Here is a 20,445-nt window from a genome sequence, read left to right on the forward strand (position 1 = left end):
TCCCGTGGGATGCGCTTCAGGCGGCACGTGCGCGGCCGAGCGCTTCGATGAGCGCCTGGTTGAATGCAGGAATATCGTCGGGCTTGCGGCTCGTGATGAGGTTGCCGTCGATCTGCACTTCCTGATCGACCCACGTGCCGCCCGCGTTGCGCACGTCGTCCTGCAGGCTCGGCCAGCTCGTCATCGTGCGGCCAGCTACGATGCCCGCCGAGATCGGCAGCCAGCCGCCGTGGCAGATCACCGCGATCGGCTTCTTCGCGCGATCGGCTTCCTTGACGAAGCTCTGGGCTTTCGTATCGAGACGTATCGCATCGCCATTGACGACGCCGCCGGGCAAAACGAGCGCGTCGTATTCGGCGGCGTTCGCGGTGTCGAGCGTGACGTCGACATCGACCTTATCGCCCTTGTCGACATGCTTGAAACCTTGAATCTGACCGGGCTTTTGGGAGATCACGTCGACCTGCGCGCCCGCGTCCTTGAGCGCGCGTTGCGGCTCGACGAGCTCTGCCTGCTCGAAGCCATCGACGGCGAGAATCGCGACCTTGCAGCCGTTGAGAGAAATGGCCATCTACACACTCCTGGTTGCTGATTTCGAACTGATTCCGCACGCTGGCGCGTGCGCAATCCTCGGTCGAAGTTTCAGCAAAGGCTGTGCCCAGCGAGTGGAAATCAAGTGGGGATCAGGTGCGAATCAGGCCGGCTCGACGCTGCGTTTGCCCGTCAGACGCAGCACGCTGACGATTGCGGCCGCCGCGGCAAACACGGCCGCGACCGCGATGGCGATGACCGGGCCTTGCTTCGGCGCGACGCCGAAGATCAGCGCGACAAGCGCGGCGCCGAGCGTCTGTCCCGTGAGGCGCGCGGTGCCGAGCATGCCGCTCGCGCCGCCGCTGCGATGACGCGGCGCGGAAGCGAGCATCTGACGATTATTGGGCGACTGGAACAAGCCGAAGCCGAGCCCGCAGACGGCCATGCGCCATGCGATATCGAGCGCGGTCGGATGCGCGCCGACGCTCGCGAGCAGCACGAGGCCGGCGGTCAATATCGCCAGCCCGATGCCGCCCAGGAGGCCCGCCGGATACCGGTCCGCGAGCACGCCCGCGAGCGGCGCGACGAACACGATGACGAGCGGCCACGGCGTCATCAGAAAGCCAGTCTCGACCTGACTCATGCCGAGGTTGTCCTGCAGCAGAAACGGCAGCGAAACGAACGCCAGCATCTGCGCGCAGAACGAACACACCGACGCCCCGACCGACAACGCGAACACCGGAATGCGCAACAGATCCACGGGCAGGAGCGGCGCGCTTTGCGTGAGTTGGCGCTTCACGAAGAAATAGCCGATGACCGCCGTCGCGATGATTTCCCCGACGAGATACGGCCGATGCTCGCCGTGCCCGATGCCATCGACCGCGACGATCGCGATGCCGAAGAAGAGCGCGTTCATGATCGCGCTGATGTAGTCGTACGGCTGACGATGTCCCGGCGTGCGCGGCATCGAGTTCCAGCCGATCGCGAACGCCGCGATGCCGATGGGCACGTTGATCGCGAAGAGCCACGGCCATGTCGCAACGGAAAGCACACCGGATGCGACTGTCGGTCCGATCACCGATGAAATGGCGACGACCGTCGCGTTGATCGACACGCCGCGCCCGAGCTGATTTTGCGGATAGATGATGCGCACGAGCGCCGTGTTCACGCTCATGATGCCCGCCGCGCCGAAGCCCTGCGCGATGCGCGTGAGGGTCAGCGTTGCGAGCGAGCCCGACAGCGCGCAGGCGAACGACGACACCGTGAAGAGCGCGAGCCCCGTCATGTACACGCGCCGGTAGCCGATGCGATCGCCGAGCGAGGCGAGCGGCAGAAGCGAAATGGTGATCGTGAGCTGATACGCGTTGACGATCCAGATGGAGTCGGCGGGCGCGGCGTTCAGCGTGCGCGCGATGGTCGGCAGCGCGACGTTGGCGATGGCGCCGTCGAGCACCGCGAGCGTGATGCCGAGCGCGACGACGGCAATGGCCCAGTATCGCTGGGGCAGCGGCAGACCTTTATCTGAGTCCATCGATGGGCATGAAGTGGCGGGCGGCGCAACGTACCATGCGCCGTTTTCGAATCGCTTGCGGTTGGCGCGGTGGGCCGCGCCGCGCACGAGCTTACTTCAGCTCGTAGAGACCGGTGTAGGTCGCCGAATCGATCTCGTTGAGATGCGTCATGAAGCGCGCGACTGCGTTCGTCACGTTGCCGTCGAGCGGCAGGCTTTCGGCGGAGAGCGCGTGAATGCGGAAGATATAGCGATGCGGCTTGTCGCCACGCGGCGGCGCCGCACCGCCGAAGCCGACCGTGCCGTAGTCGTTGCGAAGCTGCAGCGCGCCTTGAGGCAGCAGGCTGCCGTCGGCGCGGCCGGCGTTGCGCGGCAGCGAGCGCACATCGGGCGGAATGTTGACGACGATCCAGTGCCAGAAACCGCTGCCCGTGGGCGCGTCGGGATCGTAGACGGTGAGCGCGAGACTGCGCGTTTCGGCGGGCGGGGCGTCCCATTGAAGCGCCGGGGAAATGTTTTCGCCCGAGACGCCGAAGGCTTGCTGGTCGAATTCCTGAGCGCGGGTCATGTAGCCATTCGCCGGAAATTCGTCGGACCAGATGCGGAAGTCAGCCATGGAAGTCGTGCCTCCTTTTTATTGCGATGTTGGATGGATGCGGCACAGCGCATCGGACTGCGTGGTGTCGGTGTCGCGCGCCTCAGTGAGGCGGTGCAGCAAACGTGCCCGCGCGCCAGCGACAAGCGAGTCGAGTTTAGCATCCGCCCCTGATATCCGGCATCGGCGCAAATGCCGCTGGACGGAATGACCGCCTCAACGATCCGGTCCCGCAAATATGACCCGCGCTACAATAATGAGACGAAATCCTAGACCCCATTTTGAGCCGGCTCGCGCCACGAGGATGACCATGCCAAACGACCCGCGCCGCGCTGCCGGTCAATTCATGCCGGCGAGCGTGCCGGAGGACGATGCCGACATGTTCGAACTCGCGCCCGTCTCGCTCTGGCTCGAGGACTTCAGCGCCGTGCGCGAGCAGTTCGAGCGCTGGCGAGCGGCGGGCGTCGCCGATCTGCGCGCGTTTCTCGCGGAGCAGCCGGCGCGCGTCGCCGAATGTTCGTCGCGCATTCGTGTCGTGAAGGTGAATCGGCGCACGCTGTCGCTCTTTCACGCGAAGGACGTCGATCATCTCGTGCAGAACCTCGATCGCGTCTTTCGCGACGACATGCTCACCACGCACGTCGACGAACTCGAGCAACTGTGGTCGGGCAAGTCGCGCTTCGTCAGTCAGACGGTGAACTACACGCTCGACGGCAAGCGTCTCGACGTGCTGCTCAAGGCGGTCATCCTGCCGGGACACGAGGACACATGGAGCCGCGTGCTCGTCACGATCGAGGACATCACCGAACTCGAAGCGATGCGCCGCACGGCCGCCGCGAGCGAGCTCTATGCGCGCGGGCTTTTCGAGCATTCGCCGGTGTCGCTGTGGGTCGAGGATTTCAGTTCCGTGAAGGCGCTGCTCGACGATGTGCGCGAGCGCGGGATCGTCGACTTTCGCACGTTCACGAACGTGCATCCGGAGTTCGTCGAACGCTGCATGCAGGAGATCCACGTCCTCGACGTAAATCAGCACACGCTGCGCATGTTCGCCGCGCCGACCAAGGCGACGCTCCTCTCGCGCCTGCCCGACGTGTTCCGCGACGACATGCAGCAGTACTTCCAGGAACAGCTCATCGATCTGTGGGACGGCAAGCTCTTTCAGCAGCGCGAAGTGCTCAACTACTCGCTCGAAGGTCACGAGGTGCACGTGCATCTGCAGTTCTCGGTATTTCCGGGACACGAGGCGCGCTGGGATCTCGTACTCGTCGCGCTGACGGATATCACCGCGCGCAAGAAAGCCGAAGCGTATCTGGAATTCCTCGGCAAGCACGACGTGCTCACGAAGCTCAAGAACCGCTCGTTTTATATCGACGAAATCAATCGCCTCGAACGCAAGGGCCCGTTCCCGGTGACGGCGATCGCCATCGACGTGAACGGGCTGAAGGCCATCAACGATCAACTCGGCCACGCCGCCGGCGATGCGCTCCTGCGACGCGCGGGCGAGGTGCTCGGCAAGGCGGTGGAGAAGCCGTATCAGGCGGCGCGCATCGGCGGCGACGAGTTCATGGTGCTCTTGCCCGGCACGGACGAGCGCGGCGGCGAGACGGTCATCGAAAGCATTCGCCAGTTGCTCGAAGTGAACAACCAGTTCTATTCGGGCAATCCGCTTTCGTTCGCGATCGGCGCGGCCACGGCGCACGAGGGGGAGCGTCTGGAGCCGATGCTGCAGCGCGCCGACGCCGCGATGTACGCCGAAAAGCGCGCGCACTACGACGGCGACAACGCGTAATTACTGTGCGTGCGTGACTTCGTCGATGCCGCGATCGAGCGCCGGGCACGCGTCGCCGATCTGCTTTTTGTACTCGGCCGGATTGCTCGTCTTCAGCTTCTCGAAACGATCGACGGTCGGTTGCGCCTGCGCGAGACCGAGCTTCCATTCGGCGTCGAAGTCGGGCGCATCGGGATAGCTCGTGCGAACGACGTCGCGAAAACGCGCGACCTTGGCTGCATCGATATGACAGACATCGGCTGCGCCGCGCGCGATATTCGCGCTCGTCATCACGCCCTCGGCGGCGGCCAGTTCCTTCGATGACGGATGGCCCGGCGGCATCGCGTTCTGCGCGCTTGCGCCGAGACTCCATGCGATAAGGAAGGCGGAAACAAGAAAGATCGGACGCTGCTTGAGCATGTGATTTCGAACCGGTTCGTGGGGTGAAAAAATTATAGGTGAAGGCCTCTCGTTGCAACGTCCGTTATGGCGAGGATGCGTCAAAACCGCGTGCTAGAATCGATTTTCACTGCCGTTCTCAGACAGAAAAATGAAAAAAGGAAGCAAGGCCGCTGGTGCCGCGCCCTCGTCGACCACGGAGCAGGGACGGCGCAAGTACGATCCTGAGGAGACCAAGCGGAACATTCTCGACATCGCCACGCAGGAGTTCTCGGCGATGGGCCTCGCGGGCGCGCGCGTCGACGCCATCGCGGAGCGCACCAACACCACGAAGCGCATGCTGTACTACTACTTCGGCAGCAAGGAAGGGCTGTACGAAGCGGTATTGGAGCAGGTCTACGGCGACATCCGCGCGCTCGAACAGGAACTGCAGCTCGCGGAAATGGAGCCGGAGGAAGCGCTGCGCGAGTTCGTCGGTTTCACGTTCGATTATCACGACAAGCATCGCGATTTCGTGCGGCTCGTGACCATCGAAAACATCCACAGCGCGAAGTACATCGAACAATCGAAGACCTTCAAGGCGCGCAATTCGACGGTCGTGAAGACCATCGAGGATCTCATCGCGCGCGGTGTCGCGGCGGGCAAGTTCCGCGACGATGTCGATCCGATCGATCTGCATTTGATGACCAGCTCGTTCTGCTTTCACCGCGTGGCGAACCGGCATACGTGGGGCGCGGCGTTCGGGCGCGATCCGTCGGGCGCGCGCTCGCGTGCGCGTCACCGCGAGATGATCGTCGATGCGGTGCTGCGGTTCATGCGGCGCGACGGCTGAGTTTCTCCCGCGCTTTTTTCGCGCGCAAATAAAACGGCGACGCTCTTGCGAGGTCGCCGTTTTTCATCGCCAGCGATGCATCAACGTTCGAGCAAGCTCTGGAAATGCGCGAACATGCGCTCGGCATCCGGCTCGCGGCCGGTGAAGATGCGCAGCGCGTCGACCGCCTGACACACCGCCATGCCGCCGCCGCTCACCGTGCGGCAGCCGAGCGCCTTCGCCACCTTCAGCAGTTCGGTTTCGAGCGGGAAATAGACGATCTCCGCGACCCACAATTCCTTGTGCAGATATTCCGCCGGCAAGGGCAGGCCGGGGAGCTTCGCCATGCCGGTCGGCGTCGCGTGGATGAGGCCGCTCGCGCCGGCGAGCGTGTCGCGCAGATCGCCGCCGCTTTTCACGACGCGATCGGGAAAGCGCGCCGCGAGTTCGGCGGCGAGCGAGGCTGCGCGGGTGTCGTCGGAATCGAACAGCGTGAGTTCGCGCGCGCCCATCGTGAGCGCCGCGTGCGCAACGGCCGCGCCCGCGCCGCCCGCGCCCAGTTGCACGACGCGCGCGAGCGGCGCGCCCGGCAGACCGCGCTGGAACGCGCGCGCGAAGCCCGACCAGTCCGTGTTGTAGCCGATGCGCTTGCCATCCTTCAGCACCACCGTATTGACCGCGCCGAGCGCGCGCGCGTCGGGATCGAGGTCATCGAGCAACGGGATCACGCTTTGCTTGCACGGATACGTGATGTTCAGGCCGTCGTAGCCCATGCGCTCGGCGGCATCGAGCAGGTCGGGCAGGGCGGGCGGCTCCAGTTCGAGCGCCAGCAGATCGATTCGTCGATACACGTAATTGAGCCCGAGATGGCCGCCTTCCTTCTCGTGCATGGCGGGCGTGAGCGAGCCGCCGATGCCCGATCCGATCAGGCCGATGAGATACGAAGTCTTGTTGATCATGCGAGCGCTCCGGCATGGATGAGCACTGCCATGCTGCAGTGCGGGATTGAATACGCCGCAGTGTGAACGCACGCGCGTGGCTTGTCGGTTCGTGTTTTCACTTATTTGTACGGTCTAGTTAGTTTGTTATTATCCCGCAGAATGACATGGATTGCGCGCGTGCTTCGCCCGCAACGGCCTAAACTGAACGGCACCGCGCTCGATCCATCCCGCATTCACCGAATTGCAACGAGGAGGCAGCGATGCTGCGTTCGATCCGCACTTCCATCGCGACGGTTTCCATCAGCGGCACGCTTCCCGAGAAGCTGCAGGCCATCAAGGTGGCCGGTTTCGACGGCTTAGAGATCTTCGAGAACGATCTGCTGTACTTCGACGGCACGCCCGCCGACGTGCGCCGCATGTGCGCCGATCTCGGCCTCGAAATCTATCTGTTTCAGCCGTTCCGCGATTTCGACGGCGTGAGTCCCGAGCGACTGGCGCGCAATGTCGAGCGGGCGAAGCGCAAGTTCGAGCTGATGCATGAGCTCGGCACGGATCGCATTCTCGTGTGCAGCAATGTGTCGCCGGACACGATCCGCGACGACGCGCTCCTCACCGATCAGCTCGGCGTGCTCGCGAACATCGCGGAGCAAGCAGGCGTGATCGTCGCGTACGAAGCGCTCGCGTGGGGCCGCTACGTCAACTCGTACAAGCACGCGTGGAAGCTCGTCGATGCCGTGAATCATCCGAATCTCGGCCTCGCGCTCGACACGTTCCACACGCTGTCGATCGGCGATTCCGTCGACGAGATCGCGTCGATTCCGGGCGAGCGCATCGCGTTCGTGCAGATCGCCGATGCGCCCATTCTCGCGATGGACGTGCTCGAATGGAGCCGTCACTATCGATGCTTTCCGGGGCAGGGCGCGTTCGACGTCGCGGGTTTCACGGCGCGCGTGCTCGAAGCGGGTTACAAGGGACCGCTGTCGCTCGAAATCTTCAACGACGGCTTTCGCGCCGCGCCGACCGCGATCACGGCGGCGGACGGCTATCGCTCGCTGCGCTTTCTCGAAGAGCAGACGCGCGCGCTGCTGGTTTCCGAAGGCAAGGACGTGCCGCCGGAGCTGTTCAACCCGCCCGCGCCGCCCGAGCACATCGGTTTCCAGTTTCTGGAATTCGCCGTCGACGATGCAACGCGCGAGCATCTGTCGCAATGGCTCGGCAGGCTGGGTTTCAGGCTCGCGGGCAAGCATCGTTCGAAGGAGGTCGCGCTGTATCGGCATGGCGCGGGATCGATCGTGCTCAACGCCGAGGCCGATTCCTTCGCGAGCGCGTTCTTCCAGAAGCATGGCTTGTCGCTGTGCGCGTCGGCGTTTCATGTCGATGACGCGGCGCAGGCGTTCGAGCGCGCTGCCGCGTTCGGATCGCAGCCGTTTTCGGGGCGCGTCGGGCCGAACGAGCGCGTCGTCCCGGGCGTGCAATCGCCCGATGGCAGCCTCGATTATTTCGTCGACGAAGCGAAGGGCGGGCCGACCTTGTGGGAATCGGACTTCATCCTGACCGACATCGACGGGCCGTATGAAGTGGGGCCGCTCTCGCGCATCGATCACGTGTGCCTGTCGCTGCCCGCCGATGCGCTCGATACATGGGTGCTGTTTTTCCGCAGCGCGTTCGGTTTCGAGACCGAGCCCGCCGTGCTCGTGCCCGATCCGTATGGGCTCGTGCGCAGCCGCGCGGTGCGAAGCCGCGACGGGTCGGTGCGCATCGCGCTGAATGCATCGATGGATCGCTACACGGCGGTGTCGGAGTCGCTCTCGACGTATCGCGGCTCGGGCCTGAACCACGTCGCGTTCAGCACGCCCGATATCTTCGATGCGATTCCACGCCTCGAAGCCGACGGCGTCAAATTTCTGCGCATTCCGCGCAACTACTACGACGATCTCGTCGCGCGCTTCGGCCTGCCCGACGAGCAGATCGACGAGATGCGCGAGCACAACATTCTCTACGACCGCGACGAGCGCGGCGGCGAGTTCTTCCATGCGTACACGGAGCAGCTCGATCAGCGATTTTTCCTCGAAGTGATCGAACGTCGCGGCGGCTACGACGGCTACGGCGCCGCCAATGCGGCGGTGCGTCTCGCGGCGCACGCGCAACAGCAGCAGCGCGCCCGCCGGATGGCCTGAGCGCGTTCAGGCGCTTTCGGCTTTTCCGCTGCCCGCCGCGGGTTCGCGCTCGCGGCGCCGCTCGTCTTCCTGACTGCGGGTGGCGGCTTCGAACGCGTCGATCTGCAGATAGAGCCGATGCACGGTCTGAATCTGCGTGTGGGAGAGATGGGACCGGCGCGTGATCGATGCGAGCCGCTCGCGCCAGTACGAAGGCGGCAGCAACGGACCGCCGAGATCGCACGACAATGAACGACGCAGCACCAGTTCGAGGTGCGTCAGGTCCTGGTCAGCCAGCAACGCCGAGAACGCGCCCTGCGGCTTGGTATCGGGGAATGGGTCCATTACTCCGATGGCGGCGCAATTGGGCGGAACTTGATAGGTGCAAACCCTGAATCGCGACTCTTCCCGCGATGCGCGACGACACGATAGCGTTTGCTATACTCTGCGCTCGCTTGGCCCTGCTTTCGGCCGGCGCGGTCCGCTCCCCGTAGTTCAATGGATAGAACGAGTGCCTCCTAAGCGCTAGATGCAGGTTCGATTCCTGCCGGGGGGACCAGATCCCGCATGCCGCTCGCCGCGGCTTCGTCATCAGTCAGTCAGCAGTTCACCCGCCGCACCACCTTCCCTCGATCCGTCACCTCCATTGCGCGAACTCGCCGCTTCGTCGCCGCTTCGTCGCGACCTGACTCCGATCCATTCACGATCCTGAATCGACATCGAAATTTTTAATAACTTTCTCTTATAGCCATTCTCGCGCACGATGCACCCACCATCTTCCGGTGCGGCATGGCGTTTCCAGAATCGGATCAAGCGCCGGACGAGCGCAATGACACATAACGGAGACAGACATGGCGAGCGCAAATGCGACGGTGGCCGGGCAGTCGAACGGGCGTCGTCAGAACAGATGGGTGCAGTTGGTCATCGGGATCATCTGCATGGGACTTGTCGCCAACTTCCAGTACGCGTGGACGTTGTTCGTCATGCCGATGGACGCGAAACATCACTGGGGCCAGGCGGCGATCCAGACCGCTTTCACGATCTTCATCGTCACCGAGACGTGGCTCGTGCCCGTCGAGGGCTGGCTCGTCGATAAGTTCGGGCCGCGGCCGGTGGTGATGGGCGGCGCGATCTGCGCGGCGATCGGCTGGATCATCGATGCCCACGCCACCACGCTCATGCATCTATACATCGCCGAAGTGGTCGCGGGTATCGGCGCGGGCTGCGTGTACGGCACCTGCGTCGGCACGGCGCTCAAGTGGTTCCCGGACAAGCGCGGTCTCGCGGCCGGTCTGACGGCGGCGGGTTTCGGCGCGGGCGCGGCCGTGACCGTGATCCCGATCTCCAACATGATTCAGAGTTCCGGCTACGAGCACGCGTTCATGTTCTTCGGCATCCTGCAGGGCGCATGCATCTTCGTGCTCGCGCTGATGCTCGTGCGTCCGAATCCGCCGAAAGATATCGTGCCGGCCAAGCGCATCGTCGCGACCAAGATCGACTATACGACCGGACAGATGGTGCGCGCGCCCATCTTCTGGGTGCTATACGCGATGTTCGTGGCGGTCGCGGCGGGCGGCGTGATCGCCACGGCGCAGTTCGGACCGATCGCCAAGGAATACGGCTTCGCGAGCCTGCCCGTGAGCCTCTTCGGCGCGACCTTGCCGCTGCTCGCGATGACGCTGTCCATCGACAACCTCTGCAACGGCTTCACGCGACCGCTCTGCGGCTTCATCTCCGACAAGATCGGCCGCGAGAACACGATGTTCATCATCTTTTTGGGCGAAGGCGTCGCGCTGCTGGGGCTGATGCAGTTCGGTCAGAACCCGTATCTCTTCATGCTGTTCGCGGCGATGACGTTCCTGTGCTGGGGCGAAATCTTCTCGATCTTCCCCGCGACCTGCGCGGACACCTTCGGCAGCAAATACGCCGCCGCGAATGCCGGGACGCTATACACCGCCAAAGGCACGGCTTCGATGATGGTGCCGCTTGCGTCGGTGCTGGCATCGCTCGGCTCGTGGAACACCGTGTTCATCGCGACCGCGATCACGTCGATAGCGGCGGGCGTGTGCGCGAAGTTCGTGCTCGCGCCAATGCGCCGCCGATGGATCGACAACACGGTCACGCAGGCGTCGCCGCAGCCCTATCTCGACTTGCCCTTCCAGACCGACTGGACGGATGCCCCGAGCAAGTCGTCGACCCGATGAAGCAGTGCTCGCCCGAAAAAAGGCCGCGTGACGGAACGTCCGCGGCCTTTCGCCCTGATGAAGCAGCCCTCTTAGGGTTGATCCTGATCCCTGAAATCGAAGTAAGCTTTGACAAATCCAGTATCTGATATCTAGTATATCACCAACATAACCGGCCCTCTGGGGGAGACAAATGGCAGACGTACTCGAGGCAAGAACACAGGAAGCCGCTGAAGTGAAGGCGCCGCAAATGACCGACGGTTTCCATCTCGTCATCGACGCGTTGAAGCTGAACGACATCGACACGATCTTCGGGCTCGTCGGCATTCCCATCACCGATCTCGCGCGCCTCGCTCAGGCGGAAGGCATGCGCTTCATCGGCTTTCGCCACGAGCAGCATGCGGGGAACGCGGCCGCGATCGCCGGCTACATGACGCAGAAGCCAGGCATCTGCCTGACCGTGTCGGCGCCGGGCTTCCTGAACGGACTGACCGCGCTCGCCAACGCAACCACGAACTGCTTCCCGATGATCCTCATCAGCGGTTCGAGCGAACGCGAAATCGTCGACTTGCAGCAAGGCGACTACGAAGAGATGGACCAGTTGAACGCGGCGAAGCCGTATGCGAAGGCCGCGTATCGCGTGCTGCACGCGGAGGACATCGGCATCGGCATCGCGCGTGCGATCCGCGCGGCGGTGTCGGGCCGTCCTGGCGGCGTGTATCTCGATCTGCCCGCCAAGCTGCTGTCGCAGACGATGGACGCGCTCAAGGGCCAGCAGTCGCTCATCAAGGTCATCGATGCCGCGCCGCGTCAATTGCCTTCGCCCGATTCGGTGAAGCGCGCGCTCGACGTCGTCAAGGGTGCGAAGCGTCCGCTGATTCTGCTGGGCAAGGGCGCGGCTTACGCGCAGGCCGACGCGCAGATTCGCGAACTGGTGGAAAAGAGCGGCATTCCGTATCTGCCGATGTCGATGGCCAAGGGCCTGCTGCCCGACACGCATGCGCAGTCGGCATCGGCGGCGCGTTCGTTCGTGTTGCAGGAAGCGGATTGCGTCGTGCTGATCGGCGCGCGTCTGAACTGGCTGCTCGCGCACGGCAAGGGCAAGACCTGGGGCGCCGCGCCGAAGAAGTTCGTGCAGATCGATATCTCGCCGACCGAAATCGACAGCAACGTCGCGATCGCCGCACCGGTGATCGGCGACATCGGCTCGTGCGTCTCGGCGCTCGTCGAAGGCATCGGCGCGGATTTCCCGAAGCCGTCGGTCGAATGGACGGGCGCGATCAACGAGCGCAAGAACAAGAACCTCGAAAAGATGGCGGCGACGCTCGCGAAGAATCCGTCGCCGATGAACTTCCACAGCGCGCTGCGCGCGATTCGCGACGTACTGAAGACGCGCCCCGACATCAACGTCGTCAACGAAGGCGCGAACACGCTCGACTATGCGCGCAGCATCATCGACATGTACGAGCCGCGCAAGCGTTTCGACTCGGGCACGTGGGGAATCATGGGCATCGGCATGGGCTTCTCGATCGGCGCGGCGGTGACGAGCGGCAAGCAGGTCGTCGCGATCGAAGGCGACAGCGCGTTCGGCTTCAGCGGCATGGAACTCGAAACCATCTGCCGATATGACCTGCCGGTTTGCACCATCGTGTTCAACAACAACGGCGTGTATCGCGGCACCGACGTGAATCCGACCGGCGGCAAGGACGTCGCGCCGACGGTGTTCGTGAAAAACGCACGCTACGACAAGATGATCGAGGCATTCGGCGGCATCGGCTACAACGCGACGACGCCCGAAGAGCTTACGCACGCGCTCGAAGAAGCGATCAAGTCGGGCAAGCCGACGCTCATCAACGCAGTCATCGATGAAACGGCCGGCACGGAGAGCGGCCGGCTGACGAACCTGAACCCGCAAAGCGCGGCATCGAAAAAGTAACCAAGACTAGCCTAGCCACCCAGGAGATTTCAGTGAGCAAGAAACCACTCGAAGGCATCAAGATCATCGACTTCACCCACGTTCAGGCGGGCCCCGCATGCACGCAGATGCTGGCCTGGTTCGGCGCGGACGTCATCAAGGTCGAGCGTCCCGGTTCGGGCGACGTCACGCGTAACCAGCTGCGCGACATTCCGGACGCGGATGCGCTGTATTTCACGATGCTCAACAGCAACAAGCGCTCGTTGACGCTCGACACGAAGCAGCCCGAAGGCAAGGAAGTGCTGACGAAACTCATCAAGGAATCAGATGTGCTGGTCGAGAATTTCGGGCCGGGCGCGCTGGACCGGATGGGCTTCTCCTGGGAGAACATCAGCAAGCTGAATCCGAAGATGATCGTGGCGTCGGTCAAGGGCTTCAGCGACGGCCATCACTACGACGACCTGAAGGTCTACGAGAACGTCGCGCAATGCGCGGGCGGCGCGGCATCGACGACGGGCTTCTGGGACGGCCCGCCGACCATCAGCGCGGCGGCGCTCGGCGACAGCAACACCGGCATGCACCTCGCGATCGGCATTCTGACGGCGATCATCGGCCGCCAGCAAACGGGCAGGGGCCAGAAAGTGGCCGTGTCGATGCAGGACAGCGTGCTCAACCTGTGCCGTGTGAAGCTGCGCGATCAGCAGCGTCTGGATCGCGTCGGCTATCTCGAGGAATATCCGCAGTATCCGCACGGCACGTTCAGCGATGTCGTGCCGCGCGGCGGCAATGCGGGCGGCGGCGGGCAGCCGGGCTGGGTGCTCAAGTGCAAGGGCTGGGAAACCGATCCGAACGCGTACATCTACTTCACGATTCAGGGCCACGCGTGGGCGCCGATCTGCCGCGCGATCGGCAAGGAGCAATGGATCGACGACCCGGACTACATGACGGCCGAAGCGCGCCAGCCGCACATCTTCGATATCTTCGGCAAGATCGAGGAATGGCTCGCCGACAAGACCAAGTACGAAGCAGTCGATATCCTGCGCAAGTTCGACATCCCGTGCGCCCCGGTGCTGACGATGAAGGAACTCGCGAACGATCCGTCGTTGCGCGCGAGCGGCTCCATCGTCGAAGTGGATCACAAGGTGCGCGGCAAATATCTCACGGTCGGCAGCCCGATCAAGTTCTCGGACCTGAAGCCGGAGATCACGGGCTCGCCGCTCCTGGGCGAACACACCGAGGAAGTGCTGCTCGAACTCGGCTATAGCAAGGAGCAGGTAGCGAAGATGAAGGAAGCGCGCGCTGTCTGACGCGGTTGTCTCTGGCAAGAGTGAAAGGTGCCGCTGCCTCTGAAAACGGCAGCGGCCCTTCATAAACCGGATTCGATCGATACCCCAGCATGGACGACACAATGACCCACACGATCGACTACGAACAGCTTGTCAATGCAATCGGCGATGCCGTCATCGTTTCAGATGCGAGCGGCGCGATTACCTTATGGAATCCGGCGGCGGAACGCATGTTCGGTTTCACCGCAAGCGAAGCCTTGGGTCAATCGCTCGATCTCATCATTCCGGAGCGTCTGCGCGGCCGTCATTGGGACGGCTATCACAAGACGATGGCGACCGGCGAAACGCGTTACGGGCACGATCTGCTCAAGGTTCCCGCCGTCGATAAAGCCGGACGCGCGATGTCGATTGCATTTACCGTCGCGCTGCTGCATTCGCCGCAAGGCGAACTGAACGGCATCGTTGCGATCATCCGCGATGAAACGGCGCGCTTTCAGGAAGAGCGTGCGCGGCGCTTGCGTATCGCCGAGCTGGAGGCGAAAGTCGACGCCTGACACGTTTTTAGCGATTCACAGAAGAAACCACCAGGGAGACAGCGGCTCACGTCCGCGCAACAAAAAGGCGCATGGACGACAGCCCAGCAAGGAAGCGGCCACTCATCCCACGGCCGCTTCACCCGATGCCCGCATGCGCGGCTGACCGACCGGAAACTCACCCCTATTCGCACTTCGCACCGGCATCGCGCCGATGCGAGGTCAGGCATGCGCGCCCGCCGCAGCGAGGCGCGCGCCACGCTAGAAGCATTCAAACTGTCGATCGGGAACTTAGTCATGCCAATGATGATTGCTGTGCCACGGGAGCGCTTTCCCGGGGAGCGTCGCGTCGCGTTGACGCCGGAGGTGGTCGGGCATCTGCTGAAGCTCGGCTTCGAGGTGAGCGTCGAGGGGGGCGCGGGCGAGCTCGCCGCATTCACCGACGATGCGTATCGCACGGCGGGCGCGCGTATCGTGCAGAACGCGCCGTCGCTGTATGCGGATGCGGATATCGTCGTGAAAGTGCGTGCGCCTTCCATCGCGCCCGTGGGCGACGAAGTCGAATGGCTGCGCGAAGGATCGACGCTGATCAGTTTCATCTGGCCGGCGCAGAACGCGGCGTTGCTCACGCGCTTGAGCGAGCGCAACGTCACCGCGCTCGCGATGGACTGCGTGCCGCGCATCTCGCGCGCGCAAAAGCTCGATGCGTTGAGCTCGATGGCCAATATGGCGGGCTATCGCGCGATCATCGAGGCCGCGCACCAGTTCGGCCGCGGCTTCATGGGCCAGATCACCGCGGCGGGCAAGATCGCGCCGGCGAAGGTGCTCGTGATCGGCGCGGGCGTCGCGGGACTGGCGGCGATCGGCGCGGCGCGCAGTCTCGGCGCGATCGTCCGTGCTTTCGATACGCGGCCCGAAGTGCGCCAGCAGGTCGAGAGCATGGGCGCGGAGTTTCTCGAACTCGACTATGTGGAGGACGGCAGCGGCAGCGGCGGTTACGCTAAAGAGATGAGCGCGGAATTCATCGCCGCGGAAATGGCGCTGTTCGCCGCGCAGGCGAAGGATGTCGACATCATCGTGACGACGGCGCTGATTCCGGGCAAGCCCGCGCCGAAACTCATCACCGCCGACATGGTGCGCAGCATGCGCCAGGGCAGCGTGATCGTCGACATGGCCGCGGAGCAGGGCGGCAACTGCGAACTGACGCAGCCGGGCGAGGCGGCATCGGTGGAAGGCGTGACGATCGTCGGTTATACGGACTTGCCCTCGCGCATGGCGACGCAATCGAGCCAGTTGTACGGCACAAATCTGCGCCATCTTCTGACCGATCTGACGCCGCAGAAGAACGGCGAGATCGCGCTCGATTCCGGCGACGAAGTCATGCGCGGCGTGACCGTCGTGCTGCGCGGCGCAGTCAAGTGGCCGCCGCCGAAAAGACCCGAGCCCGCCGTTGCGCCGGCCGCCGCCGCAAAGCCCGCCGAGACAATCGCCGTGACCGTCGAACAGAAACGTCGCGCGGGATGGATCGGTGTCGCGGGGCTCGTCGTCGCGGCTGTACTGCTTGCGGCGCTCGGCGCCGTCGCGCCGCCTGCCTTCGTCGCGCACTTCACGGTGTTCGTGCTGGCGATCTTCGTGGGCTTTCAGGTCGTGTGGAACGTAACGCCCGCTTTGCACACGCCGCTGATGAGCGTGACGAACGCGATCAGCGGAATCATCGTGACCGGCGCGTTGCTTCAGGTCGGCACGCCGGATCATCTGGTCGCGATTCTCGCCGGCCTTGCGATCCTCGTCGCGACGATCAATATCGCCGGCGGATTTCTCGTCACTCAACGCATGCTGAACATGTTCCAGCGCTAAGGAGATCGACATGCAAACTGGAATCGGAAGCATCGCCTATCTGGCGGCGAGCGTGCTGTTCATCCTGAGCCTGCGCGGGCTCAGTCATCCATCGACGGCGCGGCGCGGCAATCTTTATGGCGTCGCGGGCATGGCCATCGCGATCGTCACGACGCTGTGGCTGAACGGCGGAGCCGCGCTGCCGGTCGTCGCCGTGCTGATGGCGATCGGCATCGCGGGCGGCGCGATACTTGCACGGCGCGTCGAGATGACGCAGATGCCGCAGCTCGTCGCCGCGCTGCACAGCTTCGTCGGGCTCGCGGCCGTGCTCGTTGCCATCGCGAGCTATCTGTCGCCGGCGGCGGGGGCGGAAGCGGAGGGCGTCGCTCAGTCGGTCCACAACGTCGAGATTTATCTCGGCGTGTTCATCGGCGCGGTGACGTTCACGGGATCCATCGCGGCGTTCCTTAAGCTGCAAGGCGTGATCGGCGGCAAGCCGTTGCTGCTGCCGATGCGGCACACGCTGAATCTCGTGGGCGTGTTCGCGTGCGTCGCGCTTGGCTACGTGTTCCTGACGGCGCCCGACGCCGATGTCGGCATCAGCTCGCTGCTCACGATGACCGCGATCGCCGCGCTGATCGGTGTGCATCTGGTGATGGCGATCGGCGGCGCGGACATGCCGGTGGTCGTATCGATGCTCAACAGCTACTCGGGCTGGGCCGCCGCCGCGACAGGCTTCATGCTCAACAACGATCTGCTGATCGTGACCGGCGCGCTGGTCGGATCGAGCGGCGCGATCCTGAGCTACATCATGTGCCGCGCGATGAACCGCAAGTTCCTCGCCGTGATTCTCGGCGGATTCGGCACGGCGACGTCGACCGCGTCGAAGGCGATCGAGGGAGAGATCGCGCCGGTCACCGTCGACGAAGTCGGCTCGCTGCTGCGCGATGCATCGGAAGTCGTGATCGTGCCCGGCTACGGCATGGCGGTCGCGCAGGCTCAGGCGACCATCAGCGAGATCACGAAGAAGCTGCGCAGCAAGGGCGTGAACGTGCGCTTCGGTATTCATCCGGTGGCGGGCCGCTTGCCGGGCCACATGAACGTGCTGCTCGCCGAGGCGAAGGTGCCTTACGACATCGTGCTGGAAATGGACGAGATCAACGACGACTTTTCCAACACGGATGTCGTGCTCGTGATCGGCGCGAACGACATCGTGAATCCGGGCGCGCTCGAGGATCCCGGCAGTCCGATCGCGGGCATGCCGGTGCTCGAAGTGTGGAAGGCCCGGACCGTGGTCGTGTCGAAGCGAAGCATGGCGGCGGGCTATGCCGGCGTCGACAATCCGCTCTTCTACAAGGAGAACACGCGGATGCTCTTCGGCGATGCGAAGGGCAGTGTCGATGCGCTGCTCGGTCATCTGGGCGCCTGAGACGACCGTACTTGCTCCGAACGCGAAATAGGCGGGCCTGCGGGTTTTCGAGCACGCACGGCCCGTCGCTCTCGTTGCGCCGCGCGCGATTTCCCGTCGATAATGCGTCCACTCCGGTCACGCCATCACGGCTCGCGCGCTCATGACGGAAATCGAAACCGCGGTCCTCGTCTTCATGCTCCTGCTCGCCAGCACGGGCATTGGCGCGATCGTGCGGCCGCTCTTGCCCGAAGAGCACAAGGCACGGGAAACGGTGCAACTGGTTCAACTGCTCGTCGGCATGCTGGTCACGTTCGCGGCGCTCGTGCTCGGGCTCCTGACGGCATCGGCGAAAACGATCTTCGATACGACCAACAACGACATGCGCGGCTACGCGGCTTCGATCATCGAGCTGGACCGCACGATGCGCGACTACGGCGCAGGCCTCGAACACGCGCGCGCGTTGCTGCGCAAATACACGGCCGCGGCGGTCGCGAGCACGTGGCCGAACGAGCCGCGCCCGCCGGGCGAGTATCCGGAGATCGAGCCGTCCAAAAACAGCGACAACCTCGCGAGCAGCGCGCTCGGCGCGATCCTGAGCGAGGCGCAGCGCGAAGTGCGCCTGCTCGTTCCGCGCGATGACTATCATCGCCAGCTCGCCGCCGAAGCCGCCGCGCGTTTCGAGCAGCTGATCGCGCTGCGCTGGAAGCTGATCGAGGAGGCGCACGGATCGATTTCCTATCCGTTCGACCGCATTCTCGTCGGCTGGCTGCTCATCATTTTTCTGTGCTTCGGGCTGATCGCGCCGCGCAATGCGCTCTCGCTCGTGACGATCATGCTCGGCGCGCTGTCGATTGCATCGGCGGTGCTCGTCATCCTCGATCTCGACACGCCGTTCACCGGCCCGATCATGGTCGGCAGCCAGCCGATGCGCGACGCACTCACTTATCAAGGCCGCTGATGCTCTATGACGATCCGCGCCTCGTCGCGCTCTACGACGTTCTCAATCCGTTCGCGGCCGATACGGCGTTTTATCTCGCGCTGGCGGAATCGGCCGCGCATGTCGTCGATCTGGGCTGCGGCACCGGTCTCTTCGCCACTGAACTCGCGAAGCGCGGACATCGCGTGACGGGCATCGATCCGTCGCCGCAGATGTTGCGCGTGGCGCGCGCGCGTGAGCACGGCGGCGAGGTGACGTGGATCGAAGGCGATGCGAGCGCGCTGCCGTTCGTCGGCGCGGCGGATCTGCTCGTGATGACGGGCCACGTCGCGCAGGTCTTTCTCGACGATGCATCGTTCCTCGCGACGCTCAGGGCCGCGCGCCGCGCGATACGCCCGGGCGGCGCGATCGCGTTCGATAGCCGCAATCCGGCGGCGCGCGCATGGGATCACTGGACGCGCGAGCGTTCATCGAAATGCGTCGATGCGCCGGACGGAAAGACGGTGCAGGTGTGGCACGAAGGGCACGCGCAACCCGATCCGCTGTCGACCGGGCGCGCGGCGTTCACGACGCATTTCCGCTTCCTGACGGCGCCGGAAGCACCAGAGCAGACCGTGAGCGCCACGAGCGAACTGCGCTTTCGCACGCGCGACGAACTCGCGCGCCTGTTGACCGACGCGGGGTTCGGGCAGATCGAGTGGTATGGAGACTGGAACCGCGCGCCGGTCGAAGAAACGAGCCGCGAGCTGATCGCGGTGGCGCGCTGAAAGGGAAACGACAGGCCGCGCTTGGCAAGCGCGGCGTAAGGCTTCAGAACTCGACGGCGACGAAATCGGCCTTGCCCACGTCGCACAGCGGGCAGCGCCAGTCGGCGGGGATGTCCTCGAAACGGGTGCCCGCCGCGATGCCTTCGTCGGGCAGGCCTTCTTCCTCGTTATAGATCCAGCCGCAAATCAGGCAGACCCAGCTTTTGTATTCGATCACTTCGCTCACGACAGACTCTTGATTCGAAAGAAATAAACGGACCGCACGCGCGAAGACGGCGGGCGGCGCGGCGACCCGGCATCTTACAGGAATCGGCGCGATCGTTCCCCGAAGCCGGCTCCGCAGGATGGTCCCGATTCCGGCGCCGCGAAAGCGCGGTGTATGCTTTTCGGGCCGCGGCGCTGCCTGCGCGCCATCGACCGGTTTCACAACATGGAGAAAACGATGAACAAAAAGCTCTTGGGTGCGATGCTGACGAGCGCGGTTTTGCTCGCGCAGTACGCCGGCGCGGCGCACGCGCAGGCGCGGGTCTATTTTGTCGAGCCGAAGGACGGCGCGACCGTGACGAGCCCCGTGCACGTGAAATTCGGCGTCGACGGCATGTCGATCGCGCCGGCGGGCACGATGACCGACGGCACCGGCCATCATCATCTGCTGATCGACGGCAAGCCGCTGCCCAAGGACACCGTCATTCCGGCGAACGGCACGTCGCTGCACTTCGGCAAGGGCCAGACCGAAGCCGACGTGAAACTGCCGCCCGGCGATCACACGCTGACGATGCAGTTCGGCGACGGCGCGCATCGCTCGTACGGGCCGGAAATGAGCCAGACGATCAAGGTTCACGTCAAACAGTGATACGACGTTGCGCATG

Annotated in this window: 19 protein-coding genes and 1 tRNA gene; 13 read left to right on the forward strand and 7 right to left on the reverse strand. The window is 64.1% G+C overall.

Annotated features, from left to right (window positions below; translation table 11 throughout):
• Window positions 1–16 precede the first annotated feature (16 nt).
• From AWB77_RS17445 to AWB77_RS17455, 3 genes are all read right to left on the reverse strand, one after another.
• Window positions 17–568, reverse strand: a complete 552-nt coding sequence (locus tag AWB77_RS17445) for a type 1 glutamine amidotransferase domain-containing protein (protein WP_061135683.1) — start codon at window positions 566–568, stop codon at window positions 17–19.
• Between the two features lie 123 nt (window positions 569–691).
• Window positions 692–2,059, reverse strand: a complete 1,368-nt coding sequence (locus AWB77_RS17450) for an MFS transporter (protein ID WP_061135684.1) — start codon at window positions 2,057–2,059, stop codon at window positions 692–694.
• 91 nt (window positions 2,060–2,150) lie between these two features.
• Window positions 2,151–2,654, reverse strand: a complete 504-nt coding sequence (locus tag AWB77_RS17455) for a YbhB/YbcL family Raf kinase inhibitor-like protein (RefSeq protein ID WP_061135685.1) — start codon at window positions 2,652–2,654, stop codon at window positions 2,151–2,153.
• A gap of 289 nt (window positions 2,655–2,943) precedes the next feature.
• Here AWB77_RS17455 and AWB77_RS17460 point away from each other — a divergent pair, with 289 nt between their 5' ends.
• Complete coding sequence (locus AWB77_RS17460; protein WP_061135783.1) at window positions 2,944–4,422, forward strand: sensor domain-containing diguanylate cyclase; 1,479 nt, start codon at window positions 2,944–2,946, stop codon at window positions 4,420–4,422.
• On the opposite strand, the gene AWB77_RS17465 is transcribed toward AWB77_RS17460, so the two are convergent.
• Window positions 4,423–4,821, reverse strand: coding sequence for a hypothetical protein (locus AWB77_RS17465; protein WP_244158563.1), 399 nt, complete (start codon window positions 4,819–4,821; stop codon window positions 4,423–4,425).
• 130 nt (window positions 4,822–4,951) lie between these two features.
• Between AWB77_RS17465 and AWB77_RS17470 the strand changes: the two genes are divergently transcribed.
• Window positions 4,952–5,632, forward strand: a complete 681-nt coding sequence (locus tag AWB77_RS17470) for a TetR/AcrR family transcriptional regulator (protein ID WP_061135686.1) — start codon at window positions 4,952–4,954, stop codon at window positions 5,630–5,632.
• A gap of 80 nt (window positions 5,633–5,712) precedes the next feature.
• Here AWB77_RS17470 and AWB77_RS17475 read toward each other — a convergent pair whose 3' ends face one another.
• On the reverse strand, window positions 5,713–6,570 hold the full coding sequence (locus tag AWB77_RS17475; RefSeq protein ID WP_061135687.1) for a shikimate dehydrogenase: 858 nt from the start codon (window positions 6,568–6,570) through the stop codon (window positions 5,713–5,715).
• Between the two features lie 254 nt (window positions 6,571–6,824).
• Here AWB77_RS17475 and AWB77_RS17480 point away from each other — a divergent pair, with 254 nt between their 5' ends.
• Window positions 6,825–8,729 (forward strand): bifunctional sugar phosphate isomerase/epimerase/4-hydroxyphenylpyruvate dioxygenase family protein, encoded by a 1,905-nt coding sequence (locus tag AWB77_RS17480; protein WP_061135785.1) that lies wholly within the window; start codon window positions 6,825–6,827, stop codon window positions 8,727–8,729.
• 6 nt (window positions 8,730–8,735) lie between these two features.
• On the opposite strand, the gene AWB77_RS17485 is transcribed toward AWB77_RS17480, so the two are convergent.
• Window positions 8,736–9,053, reverse strand: coding sequence for a hypothetical protein (locus tag AWB77_RS17485; protein ID WP_061135688.1), 318 nt, complete (start codon window positions 9,051–9,053; stop codon window positions 8,736–8,738).
• A 139-nt stretch (window positions 9,054–9,192) separates the two neighbouring features.
• Between AWB77_RS17485 and AWB77_RS17490 the strand changes: the two genes are divergently transcribed.
• The 9 genes from AWB77_RS17490 (at window position 9,193) to AWB77_RS17530 (ending at window position 19,576) form a co-directional block, all read left to right on the forward strand.
• Window positions 9,193–9,267 (forward strand) — tRNA-Arg (locus AWB77_RS17490).
• A gap of 292 nt (window positions 9,268–9,559) precedes the next feature.
• Window positions 9,560–10,912 carry an oxalate/formate MFS antiporter gene (gene oxlT, locus AWB77_RS17495; RefSeq protein ID WP_061135689.1) on the forward strand — a complete coding sequence of 451 codons (1,353 nt, stop codon included), beginning with the start codon at window positions 9,560–9,562 and terminating at the stop codon, window positions 10,910–10,912.
• A gap of 172 nt (window positions 10,913–11,084) precedes the next feature.
• On the forward strand, window positions 11,085–12,827 hold the full coding sequence (oxc, locus tag AWB77_RS17500; RefSeq protein ID WP_061135690.1) for an oxalyl-CoA decarboxylase: 1,743 nt from the start codon (window positions 11,085–11,087) through the stop codon (window positions 12,825–12,827).
• Window positions 12,828–12,859: 32 nt separating this feature from the next.
• Window positions 12,860–14,113 carry a formyl-CoA transferase gene (gene frc / locus AWB77_RS17505; RefSeq protein ID WP_061135691.1) on the forward strand — a complete coding sequence of 418 codons (1,254 nt, stop codon included), beginning with the start codon at window positions 12,860–12,862 and terminating at the stop codon, window positions 14,111–14,113.
• Between the two features lie 101 nt (window positions 14,114–14,214).
• Window positions 14,215–14,646, forward strand: coding sequence for a PAS domain S-box protein (locus tag AWB77_RS17510; RefSeq protein WP_061135786.1), 432 nt, complete (start codon window positions 14,215–14,217; stop codon window positions 14,644–14,646).
• 276 nt (window positions 14,647–14,922) lie between these two features.
• A complete protein-coding gene (locus tag AWB77_RS17515) occupies window positions 14,923–16,482 on the forward strand; it encodes a Re/Si-specific NAD(P)(+) transhydrogenase subunit alpha (RefSeq protein WP_061135787.1) in 1,560 nt (519 codons plus the stop codon).
• 10 nt (window positions 16,483–16,492) lie between these two features.
• Window positions 16,493–17,890, forward strand: a complete 1,398-nt coding sequence (locus AWB77_RS17520; RefSeq protein ID WP_061135692.1) for an NAD(P)(+) transhydrogenase (Re/Si-specific) subunit beta — start codon at window positions 16,493–16,495, stop codon at window positions 17,888–17,890.
• Window positions 17,891–18,032: 142 nt separating this feature from the next.
• Window positions 18,033–18,830, forward strand: a complete 798-nt coding sequence (locus AWB77_RS17525; protein WP_061135693.1) for a bestrophin-like domain — start codon at window positions 18,033–18,035, stop codon at window positions 18,828–18,830.
• Window positions 18,830–19,576: a class I SAM-dependent methyltransferase gene (locus tag AWB77_RS17530; RefSeq protein WP_061135694.1), complete on the forward strand. Its 747-nt coding sequence runs from the start codon at window positions 18,830–18,832 to the stop codon at window positions 19,574–19,576. Before AWB77_RS17525 ends, AWB77_RS17530 begins: the two co-directional genes overlap by 1 nt.
• Window positions 19,577–19,619: 43 nt before the next feature.
• Here AWB77_RS17530 and AWB77_RS17535 read toward each other — a convergent pair whose 3' ends face one another.
• The gene (locus AWB77_RS17535; protein WP_061135788.1) at window positions 19,620–19,802 is read right to left on the reverse strand and encodes a rubredoxin; all 183 of its coding nucleotides are present in this window, start codon (window positions 19,800–19,802) and stop codon (window positions 19,620–19,622) included.
• Window positions 19,803–20,018: 216 nt separating this feature from the next.
• Between AWB77_RS17535 and AWB77_RS17540 the strand changes: the two genes are divergently transcribed.
• Entirely contained in the window at window positions 20,019–20,429 is a 411-nt protein-coding gene (locus AWB77_RS17540; RefSeq protein WP_061135789.1) for a DUF4399 domain-containing protein, read from the forward strand.
• Window positions 20,430–20,445 lie beyond the last annotated feature (16 nt).

The organism is Caballeronia fortuita (assembly GCF_001544835.2).
Taxonomy (GTDB): Bacteria; Pseudomonadota; Gammaproteobacteria; order Burkholderiales; family Burkholderiaceae; genus Caballeronia; species Caballeronia fortuita.

What these genes read in the sequence shown, in the direction of transcription:
- AWB77_RS17455 (WP_061135685.1), bottom strand. Translation starts at nt 2,654, where the DNA reads ATGGCTGACTTCCGCATCTGGTCCGACGAATTTCCGGCGAATGGCTAC.
- AWB77_RS17485 (WP_061135688.1), bottom strand. Translation starts at nt 9,053, where the DNA reads ATGGACCCATTCCCCGATACCAAGCCGCAGGGCGCGTTCTCGGCGTTG.
- AWB77_RS17525 (WP_061135693.1), top strand. Translation starts at nt 18,033, where the DNA reads ATGACGGAAATCGAAACCGCGGTCCTCGTCTTCATGCTCCTGCTCGCC.
- oxlT (WP_061135689.1), top strand. Translation starts at nt 9,560, where the DNA reads ATGGCGAGCGCAAATGCGACGGTGGCCGGGCAGTCGAACGGGCGTCGT.
- AWB77_RS17445 (WP_061135683.1), bottom strand. Translation starts at nt 568, where the DNA reads ATGGCCATTTCTCTCAACGGCTGCAAGGTCGCGATTCTCGCCGTCGAT.
- AWB77_RS17530 (WP_061135694.1), top strand. Translation starts at nt 18,830, where the DNA reads ATGCTCTATGACGATCCGCGCCTCGTCGCGCTCTACGACGTTCTCAAT.
- AWB77_RS17470 (WP_061135686.1), top strand. Translation starts at nt 4,952, where the DNA reads ATGAAAAAAGGAAGCAAGGCCGCTGGTGCCGCGCCCTCGTCGACCACG.
- AWB77_RS17465 (WP_244158563.1), bottom strand. Translation starts at nt 4,821, where the DNA reads ATGCTCAAGCAGCGTCCGATCTTTCTTGTTTCCGCCTTCCTTATCGCA.
- oxc (WP_061135690.1), top strand. Translation starts at nt 11,085, where the DNA reads ATGGCAGACGTACTCGAGGCAAGAACACAGGAAGCCGCTGAAGTGAAG.
- AWB77_RS17515 (WP_061135787.1), top strand. Translation starts at nt 14,923, where the DNA reads ATGCCAATGATGATTGCTGTGCCACGGGAGCGCTTTCCCGGGGAGCGT.
- AWB77_RS17460 (WP_061135783.1), top strand. Translation starts at nt 2,944, where the DNA reads ATGCCAAACGACCCGCGCCGCGCTGCCGGTCAATTCATGCCGGCGAGC.
- AWB77_RS17510 (WP_061135786.1), top strand. Translation starts at nt 14,215, where the DNA reads ATGACCCACACGATCGACTACGAACAGCTTGTCAATGCAATCGGCGAT.
- AWB77_RS17520 (WP_061135692.1), top strand. Translation starts at nt 16,493, where the DNA reads ATGCAAACTGGAATCGGAAGCATCGCCTATCTGGCGGCGAGCGTGCTG.
- AWB77_RS17450 (WP_061135684.1), bottom strand. Translation starts at nt 2,059, where the DNA reads ATGGACTCAGATAAAGGTCTGCCGCTGCCCCAGCGATACTGGGCCATT.
- AWB77_RS17475 (WP_061135687.1), bottom strand. Translation starts at nt 6,570, where the DNA reads ATGATCAACAAGACTTCGTATCTCATCGGCCTGATCGGATCGGGCATC.
- AWB77_RS17540 (WP_061135789.1), top strand. Translation starts at nt 20,019, where the DNA reads ATGAACAAAAAGCTCTTGGGTGCGATGCTGACGAGCGCGGTTTTGCTC.